At 66.3% G+C, this 18,218-nt stretch carries 18 protein-coding genes; 10 read left to right on the top strand and 8 right to left on the bottom strand.

Annotated elements, in window-relative coordinates; translation table 11 throughout:
* Nucleotides 1–16: 16 nt before the first annotated feature.
* Nucleotides 17–772: an amino acid ABC transporter ATP-binding protein gene (locus LDO14_RS13675; RefSeq protein WP_026265670.1), complete on the bottom strand. Its 756-nt coding sequence runs from the start codon at nt 770–772 to the stop codon at nt 17–19.
* Between the two features lie 104 nt (nt 773–876).
* On the opposite strand from LDO14_RS13675, the gene LDO14_RS13670 reads away from it, so the two are divergent.
* The 4 genes from LDO14_RS13670 (at nt 877) to LDO14_RS13655 (ending at nt 3,812) form a co-directional block, all read left to right on the top strand.
* Nucleotides 877–1,659 carry a TIGR00730 family Rossman fold protein gene (locus LDO14_RS13670; RefSeq protein WP_018768594.1) on the top strand — a complete coding sequence of 261 codons (783 nt, stop codon included), beginning with the start codon at nt 877–879 and terminating at the stop codon, nt 1,657–1,659.
* Between the two features lie 43 nt (nt 1,660–1,702).
* Nucleotides 1,703–2,158 carry a DivIVA domain-containing protein gene (locus tag LDO14_RS13665; protein ID WP_056394094.1) on the top strand — a complete coding sequence of 152 codons (456 nt, stop codon included), beginning with the start codon at nt 1,703–1,705 and terminating at the stop codon, nt 2,156–2,158.
* Complete coding sequence (locus tag LDO14_RS13660; RefSeq protein WP_223992157.1) at nt 2,155–3,411, top strand: hypothetical protein; 1,257 nt, start codon at nt 2,155–2,157, stop codon at nt 3,409–3,411. Before LDO14_RS13665 ends, LDO14_RS13660 begins: the two co-directional genes overlap by 4 nt.
* Before the next feature lie 233 nt (nt 3,412–3,644).
* Nucleotides 3,645–3,812 carry a DUF3117 domain-containing protein gene (locus LDO14_RS13655; RefSeq protein ID WP_009357720.1) on the top strand — a complete coding sequence of 56 codons (168 nt, stop codon included), beginning with the start codon at nt 3,645–3,647 and terminating at the stop codon, nt 3,810–3,812.
* Between the two features lie 58 nt (nt 3,813–3,870).
* Here the strand turns inward: LDO14_RS13655 and LDO14_RS13650 are convergent, their stop codons facing one another.
* A complete protein-coding gene (locus tag LDO14_RS13650) occupies nt 3,871–4,503 on the bottom strand; it encodes an O-methyltransferase (protein ID WP_018768591.1) in 633 nt (210 codons plus the stop codon).
* A 229-nt stretch (nt 4,504–4,732) separates the two neighbouring features.
* Here LDO14_RS13650 and sigE point away from each other — a divergent pair, with 229 nt between their 5' ends.
* The 3 genes from sigE (at nt 4,733) to LDO14_RS13635 (ending at nt 6,728) form a co-directional block, all read left to right on the top strand.
* Nucleotides 4,733–5,347 carry an RNA polymerase sigma factor SigE gene (sigE, locus tag LDO14_RS13645; RefSeq protein WP_026265669.1) on the top strand — a complete coding sequence of 205 codons (615 nt, stop codon included), beginning with the start codon at nt 4,733–4,735 and terminating at the stop codon, nt 5,345–5,347.
* Nucleotides 5,348–5,354: 7 nt separating this feature from the next.
* On the top strand, nt 5,355–6,254 hold the full coding sequence (locus LDO14_RS13640) for an anti-sigma factor (RefSeq protein WP_223992156.1): 900 nt from the start codon (nt 5,355–5,357) through the stop codon (nt 6,252–6,254).
* A gap of 69 nt (nt 6,255–6,323) precedes the next feature.
* Entirely contained in the window at nt 6,324–6,728 is a 405-nt protein-coding gene (locus LDO14_RS13635) for a twin-arginine translocation protein subunit TatB (protein ID WP_018768588.1), read from the top strand.
* A gap of 30 nt (nt 6,729–6,758) precedes the next feature.
* Here the strand turns inward: LDO14_RS13635 and LDO14_RS13630 are convergent, their stop codons facing one another.
* From LDO14_RS13630 to LDO14_RS13620, 3 genes are all read right to left on the bottom strand, one after another.
* Nucleotides 6,759–7,916 carry an Mrp/NBP35 family ATP-binding protein gene (locus LDO14_RS13630; protein ID WP_223992155.1) on the bottom strand — a complete coding sequence of 386 codons (1,158 nt, stop codon included), beginning with the start codon at nt 7,914–7,916 and terminating at the stop codon, nt 6,759–6,761.
* Between the two features lie 61 nt (nt 7,917–7,977).
* Nucleotides 7,978–8,619, bottom strand: coding sequence for a DUF1003 domain-containing protein (locus LDO14_RS13625; protein WP_223995234.1), 642 nt, complete (start codon nt 8,617–8,619; stop codon nt 7,978–7,980).
* A gap of 34 nt (nt 8,620–8,653) precedes the next feature.
* The gene (locus LDO14_RS13620) at nt 8,654–9,937 is read right to left on the bottom strand and encodes a CBS domain-containing protein (protein WP_026265667.1); all 1,284 of its coding nucleotides are present in this window, start codon (nt 9,935–9,937) and stop codon (nt 8,654–8,656) included.
* Nucleotides 9,938–10,014: 77 nt separating this feature from the next.
* Between LDO14_RS13620 and LDO14_RS13615 the strand changes: the two genes are divergently transcribed.
* Complete coding sequence (locus tag LDO14_RS13615) at nt 10,015–11,031, top strand: general stress protein (protein WP_134163762.1); 1,017 nt, start codon at nt 10,015–10,017, stop codon at nt 11,029–11,031.
* A gap of 140 nt (nt 11,032–11,171) precedes the next feature.
* On the opposite strand, the gene LDO14_RS13610 is transcribed toward LDO14_RS13615, so the two are convergent.
* Nucleotides 11,172–12,746 (bottom strand): aminopeptidase P family protein, encoded by a 1,575-nt coding sequence (locus LDO14_RS13610; protein ID WP_056394082.1) that lies wholly within the window; start codon nt 12,744–12,746, stop codon nt 11,172–11,174.
* A gap of 80 nt (nt 12,747–12,826) precedes the next feature.
* Here LDO14_RS13610 and LDO14_RS13605 point away from each other — a divergent pair, with 80 nt between their 5' ends.
* Together LDO14_RS13605 and LDO14_RS13600 are read left to right on the top strand one after the other, a co-directional pair.
* Nucleotides 12,827–13,675, top strand: coding sequence for a PHP domain-containing protein (locus LDO14_RS13605; protein WP_018768582.1), 849 nt, complete (start codon nt 12,827–12,829; stop codon nt 13,673–13,675).
* 294 nt (nt 13,676–13,969) lie between these two features.
* A complete protein-coding gene (locus LDO14_RS13600) occupies nt 13,970–15,076 on the top strand; it encodes an IS110 family transposase (RefSeq protein WP_223992154.1) in 1,107 nt (368 codons plus the stop codon).
* A gap of 310 nt (nt 15,077–15,386) precedes the next feature.
* Here the strand turns inward: LDO14_RS13600 and LDO14_RS13595 are convergent, their stop codons facing one another.
* Nucleotides 15,387–16,259 (bottom strand): site-specific DNA-methyltransferase, encoded by an 873-nt coding sequence (locus tag LDO14_RS13595; RefSeq protein ID WP_056394077.1) that lies wholly within the window; start codon nt 16,257–16,259, stop codon nt 15,387–15,389.
* Nucleotides 16,260–16,267: 8 nt separating this feature from the next.
* The gene (locus LDO14_RS13590; protein ID WP_223992153.1) at nt 16,268–17,983 is read right to left on the bottom strand and encodes a DEAD/DEAH box helicase; all 1,716 of its coding nucleotides are present in this window, start codon (nt 17,981–17,983) and stop codon (nt 16,268–16,270) included.
* Nucleotides 17,984–18,218 lie beyond the last annotated feature (235 nt).

Here is an 18,218-nt window from a genome sequence, read left to right as displayed (position 1 = left end):
TGATGGTTCGAATAACTCAGTGGGTGAGGAGCTTGGACAGGAAGTCCTTGGCGCGGTCGCTCTTCGGGTTGGTGAAGAATTCCTCCGGGGTGGCGTCCTCGACGATCTGGCCGTCCGCCATGAACACCACGCGGTCGGCGGCCTTGCGGGCGAAGCCCATCTCGTGCGTGACCACAATCATGGTCATGCCTTCCTTGGCCAACTGGACCATGACGTCCAGGACCTCGTTGATCATTTCGGGGTCCAGTGCGGATGTGGGCTCATCGAACAGCATGACCTTCGGCTTCATTGCCAGGGCGCGGGCAATCGCCACACGCTGCTGCTGGCCGCCGGAGAGCTGGGCCGGCAGCTTGGGCGCCTGGTGGCCCACGCCCACCCGTTCGAGCAGGGCCATGGCGTCCTTTTCCGCGGCCGCCTTGGACACGCCCTTGACCTTGATGGGCCCCAGGGTCACGTTCTCGAGGATCGTCTTGTGGGCGAAGAGGTTGAAGGACTGGAAAACCATTCCGACGTCGGCACGGAGCTGCGCGAGCTCCTTGCCTTCCTCGGGGAGGACTTTCCCGTCGATGCTGATGGTTCCGCCCTCAATGGTTTCCAGGCGGTTGATGGCCCGGCAGAGGGTGGACTTACCGGATCCCGAGGGTCCGATGACCACAACAACCTCGCCCTTGCGGACCTGCAGGTTGATGTCCTTCAAAACGTGCAGCTGGCCGTAATGCTTGTTTACGGCGTTCAGGGAGACGAGGGCATCGCCGGGCACATGAGTAGTCATAGGAACGAATCTAGCGAAGAACCGTGCGTTATGACGCCAATCACCCCAAGTTCCTGCTGATCGTGATTCAAGAGATACCTGGAGTGGGAGGTTAGCCTAGGGGAATGAGTATCAACGCAGATCCGGCCAAGAATTCCCAGCCCCGCCGTAAGGGGCCCCTTGAGCTGCGGCGCAAGCAGGCGGCCGTGGAGATGTCGGACCAACACCTGCTTGATACCAAGGGTCCGGGCCAGTTTGTCCACACCGATCCGTGGCGGGTCCTGCGGATCCAGAGTGAATTCGTCGAAGGTTTCGGTGCCCTGGCAGACATTGGAAAAGCGGTCAGCGTTTTCGGCTCGGCGCGGACCAAACCGGGCAGCCAGTACTACGAGATGGGTGTGGAGGTGGGCCGCAAGCTCGCCGAAGCCGGAGTCGCGGTAATTACCGGTGGCGGGCCGGGCTCCATGGAGGCGGCCAACCGGGGGACGGTGGAGGGCAACGGCGTATCGGTTGGCCTTGGCATCGAGTTGCCGTTCGAGCAGGGCCTGAACCAGTGGGTGGACCTGGGCATCAACTTCCGGTACTTCTTTGCCCGCAAGACGATGTTCGTCAAATACGCGCAGGGCTTCATTGTGCTCCCCGGCGGGCTGGGCACCCTGGATGAGCTGTTCGAGGCCATGGTCCTGGTCCAGACGCGCAAGGTGACCTCGTTTCCCATCGTGCTCCTCGGCGTCGAATTCTGGGGACCGATGATCGACTGGATCAGGGGCACCCTGGTGGCCGAAGGCATGGTCTCGGAAAAGGACCTGGACCTGATCCAGCTCGTGGACGATCCCGCGGAGGCAGTGGACCGGGTCCTGCATGCAGGCGTGACACCGTCCCTGAACGGGGAACAGCGGCCGGAGTAGCTGCAGGCCAAAGTCCGGGCCGCCGGTCTGGCACGATGGAACCGTGAGCTTCTTCCTCGTTTTCCTGGCCGTCGTGCTGGTGGCGGCCGTCCTTTGGGCCGGCCTGGGCCGGCGCGCCCGCAAGACCGGCGGGGCTGCGCTGCCCGCCCTTTTGGACGGGGGATTCGACGAGCCGCCCGCCAACCTGCCGCCCGTGCTGCTTCCGGAGCGTGCCGCTCCGGAAGACGTTGAGCAGATCCGCTTTTCGCTTGGCCTGCGCGGCTACCGGATGGACCAGGTGGACCAGGTCCTGGACGAGCTGCGGGACCAGTTGACCGCAAGGGACACCGAGCTGGCGGAGCTGCGTATCCGGCTGGCTGCCATGGAGCAGGCGGGGGAGCAGGCTTCCGACGGCGGACCCGCGGCACCCGGCGGGAGGGCACCTGAAGTGCCAGGCAGCGGGAACGCCGGGAGTGGGGAGGCCGACGAGGTTGCCGTGCCGGGACAGGGCGGCCTGTGAGCACGGTGGCCCCCCGCAACGCTCCGCCCTCTGCCGGCACCCTGGCCCGGCACCTGGCCTCAGCCGTCCGCAACTGGCCGTGGTGGCTCCAGGTCACCGGCCTGTATGCCGCCGCACGCCTCGTTTCGGCCTGCATCTTCATGGCCGCGGCGCTCCACCAGGGCGTCAACCCCTGGTTCCCGCCCAAGCCGGATTACTGGAACTTCATCAACATCTGGGACGCCCGCTGGTACGCCCAGGTCATCGCCAACGGCTACCCGTCAATCCTTCCCACGGATGCCGCCGGCAATGTGCAGGAAAATACGTGGGCTTTCTACCCGCTCTATCCTGCACTGGCCGGTGGACTTAGCCGCCTCACCGGCTTGAACCCTGCCGCCTCGCTGACCCTCATCGCCATGCTGGCCGGCTGGGCGGCCGCCCTGGTGGTCTACACGCTCTTCCGGCAGAAGGCCGCACACGTGCCGGCCATGTGGGGGGTAGCGTTCTTTTCGACTTTTCCCGTCTCCGCCGTGCTGCAGGTCCCGTATGCCGAGCCGCTGTCACTCCTGCTGCTGGCCGCGGCCCTGCTGCTGGTAGTACGCCGGCAGTACCTCTGGGCCATCCCCGTGGTGTTCCTGCTGTGCCTGTCCCGGCCGGTGGGCGTCCCCTTCGCCGCCATGGCGGGGCTGCTGCTGGTCTTCCGCGCCGCCGCGCACATCCGGAAGGGGCGGCAGCGCGGCGCGGATGAAGCAGCCCATTCCCTCCGGGACCTGGCGGCACTGACGGGGCTCACCGCCGTCGCAGGCGTTTCCGCGCTGGCCTGGCCCGCCGCCGCCTGGGCAGCGACGGGCGACCCGCAGGCCTATACCAAAACCGAGACGGTGTGGCGGGGCCAGGACCTGGTCCCCTTCCAGCCGTGGTTCGACACCGGCGTCGAACTCTTCGGCCCCGTGCTGGGCCTTCTGGCCCCCGTGGTTTTCGTGGCACTGTTCATTGCCATGCTGTTCCTTCCCCCGGTGGTGCGGCTCGGCGTCGAACTGCGGCTCTGGTGCGCCTGCTACATGGGTTACCTGCTGATGTTCCTCCATCCGCAAACCAGCACCTTCAGGATGCTGCTGCCGCTGTTTCCACTGGCCCTGGGGGCGGCGTTCCTGTCCCGTTCCAGGGCTTACCGGGGCACGGTGGTGGTGATGTTCCTGCTGCTTCAGATGGTCTGGATCGTCTGGCTCTGGGCCTGGGCGCAGCTTCCCGGCGGAGGGGATTATCCGCCCTGACAAATCAGGCTTCCGCGCAGGTCAGCCGAGAAATAACAGTTGCCGGAAAATGTCCATCGATTAGCTACGTACGGGTAATTCCGCGATAATGATAGGTAAGCAAGGACAAAAGCATTCAGAAAACGCGCAGCCTTGGCGGTGGCACCACCACCCCGCCATAGCGGCCTGATCGACATGCGGACACAGCCCGCCCGGGCTGATCAGTCCTGGGACAAAATGGAGGGGAATTCCTCATGGCGGCTATGAAACCACGCACCGGCGACGGCCCAATGGAAGTCACCAAGGAGGGCCGCAGCCTGATCATGCGCGTCCCGCTCGAAGGCGGCGGACGCCTGGTGGTCGAACTGAACGCTGCCGAGGCAGCCAACCTCAAGGAATGCCTGGTAGGCGTTACCGAATAGTCGTACCGGACAGGGTGCGCGGCCCGCGGGCTGCGCACCCTGTCCTTTTTTGGGAGGCTTACTTCTTGACTGCCACCAGCAGGCCATCGCCTGTGGGGAGCATTGCCGACGCCAGCCTGTCGTCGTCGCGGATTGCCCTGCCCACCTGCCGCAGGACCACCGTGGTGGCCTCCCGGCCCGCCGGGTTGGCAACCTTGTCCTTGTCCAGCGCGTCATTGATGACCAGCAGCCCCGCGGGTTTCAGCAGCCGGATGGCCTGCTCCACATAGCCCGGAAGGCCCGGCTTGTCCGCGTCGATGAAGACGAGGTCGTAGGCGCCATCGGTCAGCCGTGGCAGGACGTCGCCCGCACGGCCGGAAATGGTGCGGGTGCGGTTGGCGGGACTGCCGGCCTCCGCAAACGCTTCGCGGGCGGCCCTCAGGTGCTCCACATCCACGTCGATGGTGGTCAGGACTGCGTGCGGTCCCAGGCCCCGCAGCAGGCAGACGCCGGAGACGCCGGCGCCGGTGCCGATCTCGACGGCGGTCTGGGCTTTGGAGGCGGCGGCCAGCACCGTCAGGACGGCCCCCACGCCGGGGCTGATGGCGCTTACTCCCAATTCAAATGAACGTTCCCGGGCCCGAAGCATAACCTCATCCTCAGCGGGCAGATCTTCTGCATAGGACCAGCTGCTGGATTTGTCGGCGCTCATGAATTATCGCTTTCTGGGCGTAAGGGGGGAATGTCTCCTCAAGCCTACTGTGTTCGGGCCGGCCGGCCGGGAAAGCGGCCGTTGCGCCGAAGGCTGAAGTTTGCCCATGGTCAGGAAATTCCCAGCCAAGTTTGACATGATTGATATCCGCTCATCCAAAAGGTGACCGGCGCCGAATCAGAGATGTCAACAGTATCCGGGCGTTAGCATTCCACGAGGGGAGTGGACGATGTCATCTTCAGTTGTGGCACCTGTCCCTGCAGTAAACAATCCCGATGATGAGTGGGTCCGTCCCACCTGGGAAGAAGTGGTCACCAACCATTCCGCAAAGGTGTACCGGCTGGCGTACCGCCTGACCGGAAACAAGTACGACGCCGAGGACCTCACCCAGGAGGTGTTTGTCCGCGTCTTCCGGTCGCTGGAGAACTTCAAGCCAGGAACACTCGATGGCTGGCTGCACCGCATCACCACCAACCTGTTCCTTGACCAGGCCCGGCGCAGGACCCGCATCCGTTTCGACGCCCTCGCGGAGGACGCCGAGTCCCGGCTGCCCGGCCGTGAGCCGGGGCCGGAGCAGAGCTTCGAGCTGAACAACCTGGACCTGGACGTACAGGCCGCGCTGGAGGAACTGCCGCCGGACTTCCGTGCCGCCGTGGTCCTGTGCGACCTCGAGGGGCTGTCCTACGACGAAGTCGCCGAGGCCCTGGGCGTGAAGCTGGGCACCGTCCGCTCGCGCATCCACCGTGGCAGGACCATGCTCCGTGAAAAGCTGGCCCACCGGGACCCCCGCCCGCAGCAGTCCCGCCGCAAGCTTGCGATGCCACGCATCGCCGGCATCCTCTGAACGGCACATGAAGTCCCAGTTTCCTTTCGGCGGCAGGCATCAGCGCAGCGGCAGCCACCTTGAGGCCTGCCAGGAGTGTGCTGCGGCCGTGCGCCGGGAACGGCAGTACCTGGAGCGTCTGCGCGATGCTCCCATTCCGCCCGCCAGCCAGGACCTGACGGCGCGGCTGCTGACCCGCACCCACGAATTGGCAGCCCAGCCGCCCGCCCCTGCCCATCAGGGCGGGACCTCCCGTGTGGCCGCCCGGGCACTTGCATTCACCGCGGGCGGAACCATGGCAGCGGCCGGAGTGCTGGCCGTAGGGGCCTTCACGGCAGCGGGAGACCCTGCGGCCGGGGAACGGGCGGGGACCGAAGCAGCCTTTTCGCACGTCTCGTCCCAGACCCCTGCGGACGGCCGGACCTTGACCGCCGCGCAGCTGGCCACGTTGCGTTCCGAGGGGTGGGCCTGCCCCGAACTGCAGGCCATGGGATTCCATGTGGAAGCGGCCAGGGCGCTGGTGGTTGACGGGCAACCTGCAGTGGAGCTGCGGCTCACCGACGGTACCCATCACGCCACCGTCACGGAACAGCACCCGGTTGATCATCAACCGGCCGGCAACGCCACACCGGCACCGGGCGGCCCGGCGGGGGAGGGCACCGCCGGCCAAGGTGGTCCAATGCAGGTTTCGAGCACCTCTCCCTGGTCCGCCACCTACCGGGCAGCCGGCCTCACCATCACTTACCGCTCCGATCTGCCCCCCGAGCAGGCAGATGATGCCCTGCCCGTGCTCAAGCAGTACGCCGATACCGCGGCGGAAGGGGTTGCCGCCGCCGTGCCCGACACCACAGGGACGCCGGCACCGGAGCCCCTGGAGTCGCGGCTGGAGCGCGGGATCAACAAGATAGCTGCCCTGTTCACCCAGTAATGCAGACTGTTTTCCCGTCCGCCGGACGGGAATCGTCACTCGCAGCCCGGAGAGGGTAATCTTCCTAAAGTGTTTGGAATCAACGGCCCGGAGTTCATCCTTCTGCTGATCATCGGCGTGCTGGTGATCGGCCCCCAGCGGCTGCCGGAATATACCCAGAAGCTGGCAAACCTGGTCAAGGAACTCCGCCGCATGGCTTCCGGGGCGCGTGAACAAATCAAGGAAGAAGTGGGCATCGACATTGACGATGTCGACTGGAAGAAGTACGACCCCCGCCAGTACGACCCCCGCCGCATCATCAAGGAAGCACTGCTCGACGACGACACCAAGCCCGTCAGCGCAAATGCTCCGGCCGCCGTGGCAGCAGTTTCCGGCGCCGCGGCCGTGGCGGATGCAGCCCCGCAGCGGCCCGAAAGAGTCGTGCAGAGGCTGGCCCCTGGCGATGCAGCCCCTTTCGACACCGAAGCCACCTAGGGTTTTCGCGCCCCGCCAGTTCCGGCCCGGTCAGCGCGGCTGCAGTCCCAGCTTCATCCCTGCAAGGCCACGGGGTTTTGCGGCCAACTGCCCTGCGATGCCGGCCAGCGCCACAGCGCCCGCCGAAGCAGGTTGGCCCAGCACGATCGGAACCCCCGAGTCCCCGCCTTCGCGCAGCTGGATGTCCAGGGGAATCTGGCCCAGCAACGGTACCTCCGCCCCGACCGTGGCGCTGAGGCGTTCGGTGAGGACCGCCCCGCCGCCGCTTCCAAACAGTTCCATCCGGCCGCCGTCGGGCATCTCCAGGTAGGACATGTTCTCGATGACGCCCGCGATCTTCTGACCCGTCTGGGTGGCGATGGCGCCAGCGCGTTCGGCAACGTCCGCCGCCGCCGCCTGGGGCGTGGTGACCACCAGGATTTCGGCCTTGGGCAGGAGTTGGGCCACGGAAATGGCGATGTCACCCGTACCCGGCGGGAGATCCAGGAACAGGGCGTCCAGGTCGCCGAAGTAGACGTCGGTGAGGAACTGTTCCAGGGCCCGGTGCAGCATGGGTCCCCGCCAGGCAACCGGCTGGTTGCCGGTGACGAACATGCCAATGGAGATCACCTTCACGCCGTACGCAACCGGGGGCAGGATCATGTCGTCCACCTGGGTGGGTTTCTGGGTGATGCCCATCAGCGCAGGGACGGAGAAGCCGTAGACGTCTGCATCCACGATGCCCACACGCAGGCCTTGGGCAGCCAGGGCCGTGGCCAGGTTGACGGTGACCGAGGACTTGCCCACTCCGCCCTTGCCGCTGGCCACGGCGTAGACCCTGGTAAGGGAATCGGGCTCATTGAAGGGGATTTTGCGCTGGCCGCCGGCGCCGCGCAGCTTCTCCTTGAGGGCATCGCGCTGGGCCTGGTCCATCACCTTGAGCTCGACGTCGACGGCGGTGACGCCGGGGACTGCGAAAAGGGCCTTTTGCGCATCGGCGGTGATCGTGTCCCGCAGCGGGCAGCCGGCAATGGTGAGCAGGACCGCCACGCTCACCTTGCCGTCGTCGGAAACCTGGACGGAGTCCACCATGCCCAGTTCGGTGATGGGGCGCCGGAGTTCGGGATCGATCACGGTGGCGAGGGCGCTGTTGACGGCCTGTGCCAGTGCCGGTTGGGTGGAGTCAGCGGGATCGATGGGGGCGCTCATGGGAGGAGCCTCGGCTTTCGTACGGATGCGGCGGCGGGCCTGCCGGAGGGCGGCCTGGCGGTCATTGGGCAGAGTGGCCCGGTTTCACCCGGGGGATCTGCTGGGTGCGCGGGCTGCGTTGCCGGTCCCGCTGTTCGCGCAGCTTGTCCTTGACCTTGTCCCGTGGGGATTCGTGCGAACCGGGGCCCGTGTCATCGTGGGTCCGGAGTTCCTCCTGGGCTTCCAGCAGGTCTTCAAGGAGTGAGCGCAGCTCGGCGCGGACGTAGTCGCGGGTGGCTACCTCGCGCAGGGCGATCCGCAGGGAGGCCAGTTCCCGGGTCAGGTACTCGGTGTCGGACAGGTTGCGTTCGGCGCGCTGGCGGTCCTGCTGCACCGAGACGCGGTCGCGGTCATCCTGCCGGTTCTGCGCCAGCAGCAGCAGGGGCGCGGCGTAGGAAGCCTGCAGCGACAGCATCAGGGTCAGCAGGGTGAAGCCAAGGTCCCTTGAATCGAACTGCCACTCGACGGGCGCCCACGTGTTCCAGCCCAGCCAGAAAATACAGAACACCGTCATGTAGACCAGGAACTGCGGGGTGCCCATGAACCGGGCAAAGCCCTCGGTGGCGTGGCCGAATGCGTCCGGATCCGGGGAGAACTTGGGCAGGATCCGCTGCCGCGCGCTCAAGGGAGTATCGAGACTGCCTTTTGATTCCGCGTTGGCCAGGTTCCGCTGGCTGGGGTTCTTCGGGGCGCTGTTATCAGCCAATGCGGCCACCGAGCTTTCTTATCGGGGCTTCGCCATCATGGGCGCGCCAGTCGTCCGGCAACAAGTGATCCAATACGTCATCAACAGTCACCGCCCCCACAAGCCGGCCGGCGTCGTTGACCACCGGGAGGGAGTTGAGGTTGTAGGTGGCCAGGGTCCGTGCCACTTCGCTGATGTGGGCCTGGTCGGACAACGGCTCGAGGTTCTTGTCCACCAGGTTTCCCAGAGCCTCGAACGGCGGGAAGCGCAGCAGCTGCTGGATGTGCACCACACCCAGGAAGCGGCCGGTGGGGGTTTCCAGCGGCGGCCGGGCAATAAAGATCGACGACGCCAGCGCAGGGGAGAGCTCCTCCCGCCGGACGTGGGCCAGGGCTTCGGCAACCGTGGCTTCCGGCGGCAGGATGACCGGTACCGGAGTCATCAGGCCGCCGGCGGTGTCCTCGTCGTATTCAAGCAGGCGGCGGACGTCCTCCGCGCCTTCGGGTTCCATCAGCTGGAGGAGTTCCTCTGCCTGGGCGGAGGGGAGTTCGCCGAGGAGGTCGGCGGCGTCGTCGGGGTCCATCTCCTCGAGGACGTCGGCGGCGCGCTGGACATCCAGCGCGGAGAGGATTTCCACCTGGTCGTCCTCGGGAAGCTCCTGGAGGACGTCGGCCAGCCGCTCGTCCTGCAGTTCGCTGGCCACTTCGAACCGGCGCTTGTCGCTCATCTCCTGCAGTGCCTCGGCGAAGTCAGCGGGCTTGAGGTCCTCGTGGTTGGCCACGAACTGTGTGGCTGCCTGCGGCTCGGTGCGTGGCCCCTGCTGGGCGTCCGCCCAGTCAATGATCAGTGTTTCGTTGCGGCGCAGCCGGCTCAAGGGGGACAGTGAATGGCCGCGCCGGACAAAGAGCTTGCTGACGAACCAGTCGCGGGACCGGTGCTGGTCGATGGCGATGTCCTCGATGGTGGCGTCCCCGCTGCCGTCACGGAGGGTGACCCTGCGGTCGAACATCTCCGCCACCACCAGCGTTTCGGCTCCGCGCTGTTCAAACCGGCGCAGGTTGACCAGGCCCGTGCAGATGATCTGGGTCTGGTCGATCGAGGTAATGCGCGTCATGGGCACGAAGACGCGCTTCTTTCCCGGTACTTCCACCACGATGCCCACCACGTGGGGGGCTCCCTGGGTTCCGCGGGACAGCACAACAACATCGCGCAGCCGGCCCAGCCGGTCGCCCAGCGGGTCGAAGACATCGAGGCCCAGGAGGCGCGCCACGAAGACGCGAGTAGGTGTTGTGCTCACCACTACAGGCTACCGAGTCTGCTCTCTTTTAGCTGAATTTACAGGCAGCACCCACCTTGATGGGCAAGAATGGGGTTATGTCGAACATTTTTGGTCCTCCCAGGGCCGGCGCCGCGAACGGACCGGACGATGCCCGGGCTGTTCCCACCGGCGACACCGTTGGCTCCTACACTTCCTACCTCGACGCCCAAAAAGCGGTTGACTACCTGGCGGACCAGCAGTTCCCGGTCCAGATGGTCTCCATCGTGGGCAATGAACTGAAGATGGTGGAGCGGGTCACCGGGCGTCTCAGCTACCCCCGGGTGGCGCTGTCGGGGGCGTTGAGCGGCATGTGGTTCGGCCTGTTCGTCGGCGTCATGCTGTCCTTCTTCGCACCCTCGCCCGGCTACTTCTCGATCATGACGTCGGTGCTGATGGGTGCGGCGTTCTTCATGCTCTTCGGCATCGTCACGTACGCCATGCAGCGCGGCAAGCGGGACTTCACGTCCACCAGCCAGGTGGTGGCAACGAGCTATGACGTGATCGTTGCGCCGGAGGCCGCCCACGAGGCGCGGCGCCTGCTGCAGCAGCTGCCCATGACGCGTTCGGACGCGGCAGCGGGCCAGCGGCCGTACACACAGCACGACTACTACAACCAGCCGTACCAGCACCAGCAGCAGCCGGGGCAGCAGCAGGGCCCTGCCCGTCCCGCCGGATGGAACGATCCCTACGGCCAGCGGTCCGCCGGCACAGCCGCCGAGGATGGATCAGCCCAGGACGGAAGCGGCTACGAAGGCGACGCCGGCCAGCAGCACAGTGGTCAGCAGCACAGTGGGCAGCAGCACGGTGGGCAGCAGCACGGCGGGCAGCAATACGACGGCGGCCAGCACCAGCCGGCGCAGCCGGCAAGCCCGGTCCGGGCCGTCCGCTACCCGGACCTGCCGGATGGCCGCCCGCAGTACGGCGTGCGCCTGCCGCAGGGTCCCGGCGCCGGACAGCCAGGGCCAGGACAGCCAGAGCCCCGACAGCCTGCGCCAGGACAGAACGCGGAACACCAACCCGACGCCCGGCATGGCCAGGACGGGGACCAGCACCACGGCGACCACCGGCAGTAGGACGGCCGGAGCAGCCAAGGTCCAGGAAGCCTGAAAGCCAAGGAAACCTGAAAGCCAAGGAAACCTGGGAGCGCCAACGCAAAGAGCGGGGCCGCCGGAACGAATCCGGCGGCCCCGCTCTTTGCTGTTTCCGGCCGGGGTCAGGCTTCTTCGGTCCGGTAGATGCCGGCCATCCAGTCCTCCACGTCTTCCGGTTTCCGCGGCAGGGCGGCACTGAGGTTCACGGGGCCGTCAGCGGTCATGAGGATGTCGTCCTCGATCCTGATGCCGATGCCGCGGTATTCCTCGGGAATCGCCAGGTCTTCCTTCTTGAAGTACAGGCCTGGTTCGATGGTGAAGACCATGCCTTCGGTGAGGATGCCGTCCAGGTAGAGTTCGCGTTTGGCCTGCGCGCAGTCGTGCACGTCCAGTCCCAGGTGGTGGCTGGTGCCGTGCGGCATCCACCGGCGGTGCTGCTGCCCCTCGGGGCTGATGGCCTCCTCCACGCTGACCGGCAGGATGTCCCATTCGGCCAGGCGTTCTGCCAGCACGGTGGTGGCGGCGGTGTGGATGTCACGGAACTTGGTTCCCGGCCGGGCAGCGGCGAACCCGGCGTCGGCAGCATCAAGGACTGCCTGGTAGACCTTGCGCTGGATGTCGCTGAAGGAGCCGCTGGCCGGAAGCGTCCGGGTGATGTCTGCAGTGTAGAGCGAGTCGGCCTCGACACCGGCGTCCAGGAGCAGGAGCTCGCCGGCGTGGATGCGTCCGGTGTTGCGGGTCCAGTGCAGCACGGTGGCGTTGTTGCCGGATGCTGCGATGGTGTCGTAACCCAGTTCGTTGCCCACTTCGCGGGCGCGGGCGAAGAAGGCTCCCTCCACCACCCGCTCGCCGCGGGCATGCGTCAGTGCCCGCGGAAGTGCCTTGACCACTTCTTCGAAGCCTTCGACGGTGGCCGCCACCGCGATCTTCATTTCCTCGATTTCCCACTCATCCTTGAGCAGGCGCAGTTCGGAAAGGGCCTCACTGAGCTTTTCGTCCAGGGCATCAAGGACGCCAAGGTCCAGGTTCTCAGGGTCCCTGGCCGTGTTGTACCGGGCCGTGTCCACCAGTGCGTCAATGTTCTCGTCCACTTTGCGGACCAGGCGGATGGAGATTCCGCCGATCTCCGGGGCGCCCACATCCTTGGTGATGGCCGTTTCCAGTTGGTCGATGTGCGCGGTGGCCAGTCCCAGGCGGGCCTCGAATTCCTCCAGGGTGGGGCGGGCCCCAATCCAGAACTCGCCGGAGCGGGAATCGGCGTAGAACTGTTCGGTGTCCCTGCCGGCCAGCGGCCGGAAGTACAGCGTCGCGCGGTGGTTCCCGCCGTCGTCGCCCGTTCCTTCTGCCACGGGTTCCAGGATCAGGACGGCATCCGGTTCGTGGTCCAGGCCCAGCCCGGTCAGGTGGGCGAAGCCGGAGTGCGGGCGGAAGCGGTAGTCGCAGTCGTTGGAACGGACTTTCAGGGGCCCCGCGGGGATGATCAGGCGTTCGCCGTTGAACAGGGCGGAGATCGCCTTGCGCCGGGCAGCGGCGTATCCGGCGACGGCGTCCCGCTGCGGAAGCTCCTGGCTGGACGGCGCCCAGTTGCTGGCCATGAAGGCCTTGAAAGCGTTGGAACTGGGCCGCTGCGAGCGGTTGTTGACGCGCTCCTCCAACGGCTGGGAAGCAGAGTTTTGGGTGTTTTCGGCATCGTTCACGGCACCATCGTCTCACCAGCATCCCGGCTAAGCGAACAGGACAGCCGGGTCCCGGGGCCGTGGTCCACTACGCTGGACCAGTGAGGATTGACCTGCATGCCCACTCCAATGTTTCCGACGGTACCGAAACGCCCGCCGATGTCATGGCGTCCGCCGCGCGTGCCGGCCTTGATGTGGTGGCCCTGACCGACCACGACTCCACGGCAGGCTGGGCGGAGGCGGCAGCGGCCGCAGCAACCTGCGGGGTGGCACTGGTACCGGGCATGGAGGTTTCATGCCGGACGGAGGAGGGCATCAGCGTCCACCTGCTGAGCTATCTGCATGATCCCACCCATCCCGGCCTCCTGGAGGAAATCACCAAGGCCAAGGATTCCCGCCTCACCAGGGCCGAACGGATGGTCACCATCCTGGCGGAGGACTACCCGCTGACGTGGGATGACGTGATCCACCACGTGGCACCCGGCGCCACCCTTGGACGGCCGCACATCGCAGACGCCCTCGTCGCGGCGGGCGTGGTGGAGGACCGTTCGGAAGCCTTCGCCTCCATCCTCACCTCCCGGTCCCGGTACTTCATCCCGCACTATGCTCCGGACCCGGCCACCGCCGTCGAACTCGTCCGTGCCGCCGGCGGCGTGCCCGTGTTCGCCCACCCTGTGGCGTCCGCACGGGGACGGATCGTGGGGGAGCGGACCTACCGCGACATGATCGACGCCGGGCTGGCCGGCCTGGAGATCGACCACCGGGACAACCCGGAAGAGGGCCGGGACTTCCTGCGCAGGCTCGCGGCCAAACACGGCCTGCTGATTACCGGTTCCTCCGATTACCACGGCACCGGCAAGCCCAACCTGCTCGGCGAAAACCTCACGGCACCCGACATGCTCGCGCGGATCGAGGCACTCGGCACGGGAGCCGCCGTCGTCCGGCCCTAGACGATATGAAGAGGAACAGAACCTGCCCGTCCGGGGTCGGTCCATTATCGCCGGGCGGTCCTGCAGCGCCGGCTTGATGTGATCGGCGGCCCTGAGAGGGATCTGGCCGCTGCAGGACCTGTTCCCGGCAGTGATGTCCCTTATCCCGGAAGGGCAGGTTCTGGCGGGAGCATGGGGGGCCGGGGCCTTCTGTTTCACAGGGTCCGTGGGTTGCCATTGGCGGCTCCCGTGGCCTGCGAGGCTCATTGGGGGTGCAATGGTAGTGCCACATGTGAGGTTTGGGAGGTCCCGGCTATGTTTGAGCATACTTTCATTGGTCTGGATGTTCACGCGGTCAATGTCGTCGGCCATGCGCTGAACCCAGGCACTGGTGAAATCAGTCTCCACACGATGGCCGCTGACCCGGCCCTGATCCTGGAGTGGGTCCGGCGATTCGAGCCGCCCGTCAAGGTCGTTTATGAGTCAGGCCCGACAGGGTTTGTACTGGCCCGGCACCTGCGGGCCGCGGGCATCAACTGTGTGGTGGCGGCGTCCTCGAAGCTGCTGCGCGCTCCCGGGGACCGGGTAAAAACCGACAGGCGGGATGCCCGGGTTTTGGCTGAGATGCTCGCGGTCGGCTCGGTCACCGAAGTCCGCATCCCGGAGCCGGACGAAGAGGCGTTGCGGGACCTGTCCCGGCTGCGCTCGGGCACCGCCAAAGACCTCGCGCATGCCCGGCAGCACGTGAACGCCGTCCTGCTCCGGCACGGGATCCGCTACCCCAAGGACAGCAGGTGGACTACAGAACACAGTCGGTGGCTGCACCGCCAGAGCTTTCACGACCCGGCGCTGCAGTTCACCTACGACGCCGATGTCGAGCAGGCCGAGCTGCTTGCAGCGCATCTGGCTCGCATCGACAAACAGATCACCATCACAGCGGCGGCGTGCCGCTACGCAACAGTGATTGACGCGCTGATGTGCTTACGCGGCATCCAGCTCACGACCGCGTTCGGTCTGGCCGTGGAAATCGGTGACTGGACCCGCTTCACCGGCTCATCCATCGGCTCCTATCTCGGTCTGGTCCCCAGCGAAGAATCCTCCGGCCAGTCCCGGCACCAGGGCCCGATCACCAAAGCCGGCAACACCTATGCCCGGAAACTCCTCATCGAAGCGGCTTGGCAGCACCGCCGCCCCTACGCCCGGCCCGGAGAACGGCTGCTGCGCCAACTTGACCTGGTCGCGCCGGCAACCCGCATCCGGGCCCTCGAAGGAAACCACCGGCTGCACCGCAAATGGGAACACTTCGATGAACGCCACAAAATGTCAGTGAAGGCCAACACGGCGATCGCCCGCGAACTCGCCGCTTGGTGCTGGTCACTGGCCGCCCCGCTCCAGGAAGGACAACACATGAAAGCGGCCTGACCCGGAACCTGCCCGCCGACAGTGAGCAGTTGCGGGGGGCGATGACAGCACCCGGAGCCAACTCGGGCTTCAGCTATGAGCAGACGGTCCAAACCACCATCGACGCTCGATCCTAGACACCGATACGCTCCAGCCGAACAAATCGTCATGCGGTAACCAACCCGCGAATGTCAGCCTGACACTGCCCCAGTCGAAAAAGACTCGCCACGCCCCCCACAGCATCACAACCGGCCGGCACACGATGAGCGGCCCCCGGGAACCAAACCCAGGAGCCGCTCATCCATGCACTCTTGACAACGAGATCTACATATCAGCTGGGCTGGAACGAGGCAACGGTGGCGTGCGCGCCCAGCCGCTTGGCCATGATGTCAATGGCGGGCTGGTTCTGGTCCACGCACACGAACTTCCGGCCAAGCTTGGCGGCAACGGCCCCCAGCGTTCCGGAGCCGGCGAAGAAGTCCAGGCACCAGTCACCGGGCCGGCTCGAGGCGGCCACCACCCGCCGGACCAGGCCCTCCGGCTTCTGCGTGGGGTAACCGGTCTTCTCCTTGCCGGTGGGTGAGACGATGGTGTGCCACCAGACGTCGGTGGGCAGCTTTCCCAGCTCGCGCTTGGCAGGCGTTACCAATCCAGGCGCCATGTACGGCTCGCGGTCCACCTCGGCGCTGTCGAAGTGGTACTTCGCCGGGTTCTTGACGTACACCAGGATGTTGTCGTGCTTGGTGGGCCACCGGTTTTTGGCCCGCGCGCCGTAGTCGTAGGCCCAGATGATCTCGTTCAGGAAGCATTCGCGGCCAAAGATCGCATCAAGCATCACTTTGGCGTAGTGCACCTCGCGGTAGTCCAGGTGCAGGTAGAGGGTTCCGTCGTCGGCCAGCAGGCGCCATGCCTCCACCAGCCGGGGTTCCAGGAAGGACCAGTAGTCGCTGAACGCGTCATCGTAGCGGTGCAGGGCGCCCTTGATGGTGTCGTAGGAGCGGCCCTTGAAGCCCACGCGGTCCCCGCTGCCGCCGGCGTTAACCACCATCCTGGTTTCCTGGCGCAGCTGCGGCCTGCCCGTGTTGAAGGGCGGGTCCACGTAAATCAGTGTGAAGGCGCCGTCCGGCAGCGTGGGGAGGTACTCCGCGTTGTCAGCGTGTACCACCAGGCTGCCGCCGTCCGGCGCCCAAACAGTGTCAGTCATCGGGGCAGTTAGCCCTCTGACGTGCCAGGCTGCGTGCCCGTGTCGGCGCCTGCCACCACTTCGCCGTTGCGGCGGCGGGTGCGGGTCCGGGGCCTGCGGGTGCGTGAAGGCTGTTCGCCGCCCGTTGCGGGTGCGGCAGCCTCGGCCGCGGGAGCGGCGGCGGAGTCCGGCGTCCGACGGCGGCGCTCGCCGCTGCGCGCGGTGTCGCCTCCGCTGCGGCTTCCTTCGCTGCGGGAACCTTCGCGGCTGCCAGTGCGGCTTTCCCGCCCACGGCCGTCCCGTTCCCGGGACCGGCCGCCGTCGCGGCTGCCGCCGTCGCGGCTGCCGCCGCGGCTGTTCTTCTTGCCGGTTTCGCCCAGGTCCTCAAGCACCTCGGCGTCGACGCCAGCCAGGGTCCGCTTGTCACGCGGCAGCCGGCCCTTGGTCCCCACGGGGATGTCGAGGTCCGCGAAGAGGTGCGGCGAGGAGGAGTAGGTTTCGACAGGTTCGGGCACGTTGAGGCCCAGCGCCTTGTTGATCAGCACCCAGCGGGGAACATCGTCCCAGTCCACGAACGTGACAGCGGTGCCCTTGTTGCCCGCGCGGCCGGTGCGGCCCACCCGGTGCAGGTAGATCTTTTCGTCTTCCACGCACTGGTAGTTGATCACGTGGGTGACGTCCTCGACGTCGATGCCGCGCGCCGCGACATCGGTTGCCACCAGGACGTCCACCTTGTTGTTGCGGAATGCCCGCAGTGCCTGTTCACGGGCGCCCTGCCCCAGGTCACCGTGGATGGCAGCGGCAGCGAAGCCGCGGTCCACCAGTTCCTCGGCCACCTTTGCGGCGGTGCGCTTGGTCTTGGTGAAGATGATGGTCCGTCCGCGGCCGCGGGCCTGCAGGATGCGTGCCACCACTTCGATCTTGTCCATGCTGTGCGCACGGTAGATCAGCTGGCGGATATCGCGCTTGGTAAGGCCCTCGTCCTCAGGGTCCGCGGCGCGGATGTGCGTGGGCTGGGTCATGTAGCGGCGGGCCATGGCGATGACCGGACCGGGCATGGTGGCGGAGAACAGGAGCGTCTGGCGAACTGCGGGAGTTGCCGCGATGAGGGTCTCGACATCCGGCAGGAAGCCAAGGTCCAGCATCTCGTCAGCTTCGTCCAGCACCACGATCTTGACGTTCTTCAGGCTCAGGTGCTTTTGCTTGAAAAGGTCGATCAGCCGGCCGGGGGTACCCACCACAACCTCGACGCCCTGCTTGAGGGCCTCCACCTGGGGCTCGTAGGCGCGGCCGCCGTAAATGGTGGCGATCCTCGCGTTGCGCTTCCGGGAAGCGGTCACCAGGTCACCGGCCACCTGCACCGCCAGTTCGCGGGTGGGGACGATGACCAGGGCCTGCGGGGCTCCCGGGACGGCCAGCTTGGCGTAGCCGGGGTCGTCCTGCCCGATGACCCGCTGCAGGGCGGGGATGCCGAAGCCCAGGGTCTTGCCGGTGCCTGTCTTGGCCTGGCCGATGATGTCGTGGCCGCCCAGCGCCACCGGAAGGGTCATGGCCTGGATGGGGAACGGGTGGGTGATCCCGGCGTCAGCCAGGGATTCCACGATGTCCTCGCGGACGTTGTAGTCGGCAAAGGACTTTTCCGCGATCTCGTGCGGGGTCTCGTCCGAGATGATGGTTTCTTCCGGCTCGATGGTTTCCGTGCCGGTCTCATCGCTCAGGAGCTGGTGGGTATGCAATTCACTCACGGGGGAGTTTCCTTATTCATTTGGGCAATGGCGCTGCCTGCTCAACGGGCCGGCCAGGACTGGCCGTTCCGGAGCACGCTCAGGCGCGCAAGCGATTCCAGTGGAAGCCGATCGCGGGCTATCTAATGCTGGCACTGGTGACCAACGGGCAAATCTCAAGATCGCGTAGGGGCGGGCTTGTTGGTTTCAAATCAAGGAAATCAACGACCGGGCATCCATTTCTACCCTCTCAGTC

This window comes from Arthrobacter sp. NicSoilB11 (genome assembly GCF_019977375.1).
Lineage (GTDB): Bacteria > Actinomycetota > Actinomycetes > Actinomycetales > Micrococcaceae > Arthrobacter.
The sequence above is the reverse complement of the archived record's forward strand: the minus strand, read 5'-3'. Positions and strand labels throughout refer to the sequence as shown.

Bases quoted from the DNA above. Each gene is read 5' to 3' on its own strand.
- LDO14_RS13595 (WP_056394077.1), bottom strand. From the start codon at position 16,259: ATGACTGACACTGTTTGGGCGCCGGACGGCGGCAGCCTGGTGGTACAC.
- LDO14_RS13650 (WP_018768591.1), bottom strand. From the start codon at position 4,503: ATGAGCGCCGACAAATCCAGCAGCTGGTCCTATGCAGAAGATCTGCCC.
- LDO14_RS13615 (WP_134163762.1), top strand. From the start codon at position 10,015: ATGTCGAACATTTTTGGTCCTCCCAGGGCCGGCGCCGCGAACGGACCG.
- LDO14_RS13640 (WP_223992156.1), top strand. From the start codon at position 5,355: ATGAAGTCCCAGTTTCCTTTCGGCGGCAGGCATCAGCGCAGCGGCAGC.
- LDO14_RS13675 (WP_026265670.1), bottom strand. From the start codon at position 772: ATGACTACTCATGTGCCCGGCGATGCCCTCGTCTCCCTGAACGCCGTA.
- LDO14_RS13600 (WP_223992154.1), top strand. From the start codon at position 13,970: ATGTTTGAGCATACTTTCATTGGTCTGGATGTTCACGCGGTCAATGTC.
- LDO14_RS13670 (WP_018768594.1), top strand. From the start codon at position 877: ATGAGTATCAACGCAGATCCGGCCAAGAATTCCCAGCCCCGCCGTAAG.
- LDO14_RS13630 (WP_223992155.1), bottom strand. From the start codon at position 7,916: ATGAGCGCCCCCATCGATCCCGCTGACTCCACCCAACCGGCACTGGCA.
- sigE (WP_026265669.1), top strand. From the start codon at position 4,733: ATGTCATCTTCAGTTGTGGCACCTGTCCCTGCAGTAAACAATCCCGAT.
- LDO14_RS13655 (WP_009357720.1), top strand. From the start codon at position 3,645: ATGGCGGCTATGAAACCACGCACCGGCGACGGCCCAATGGAAGTCACC.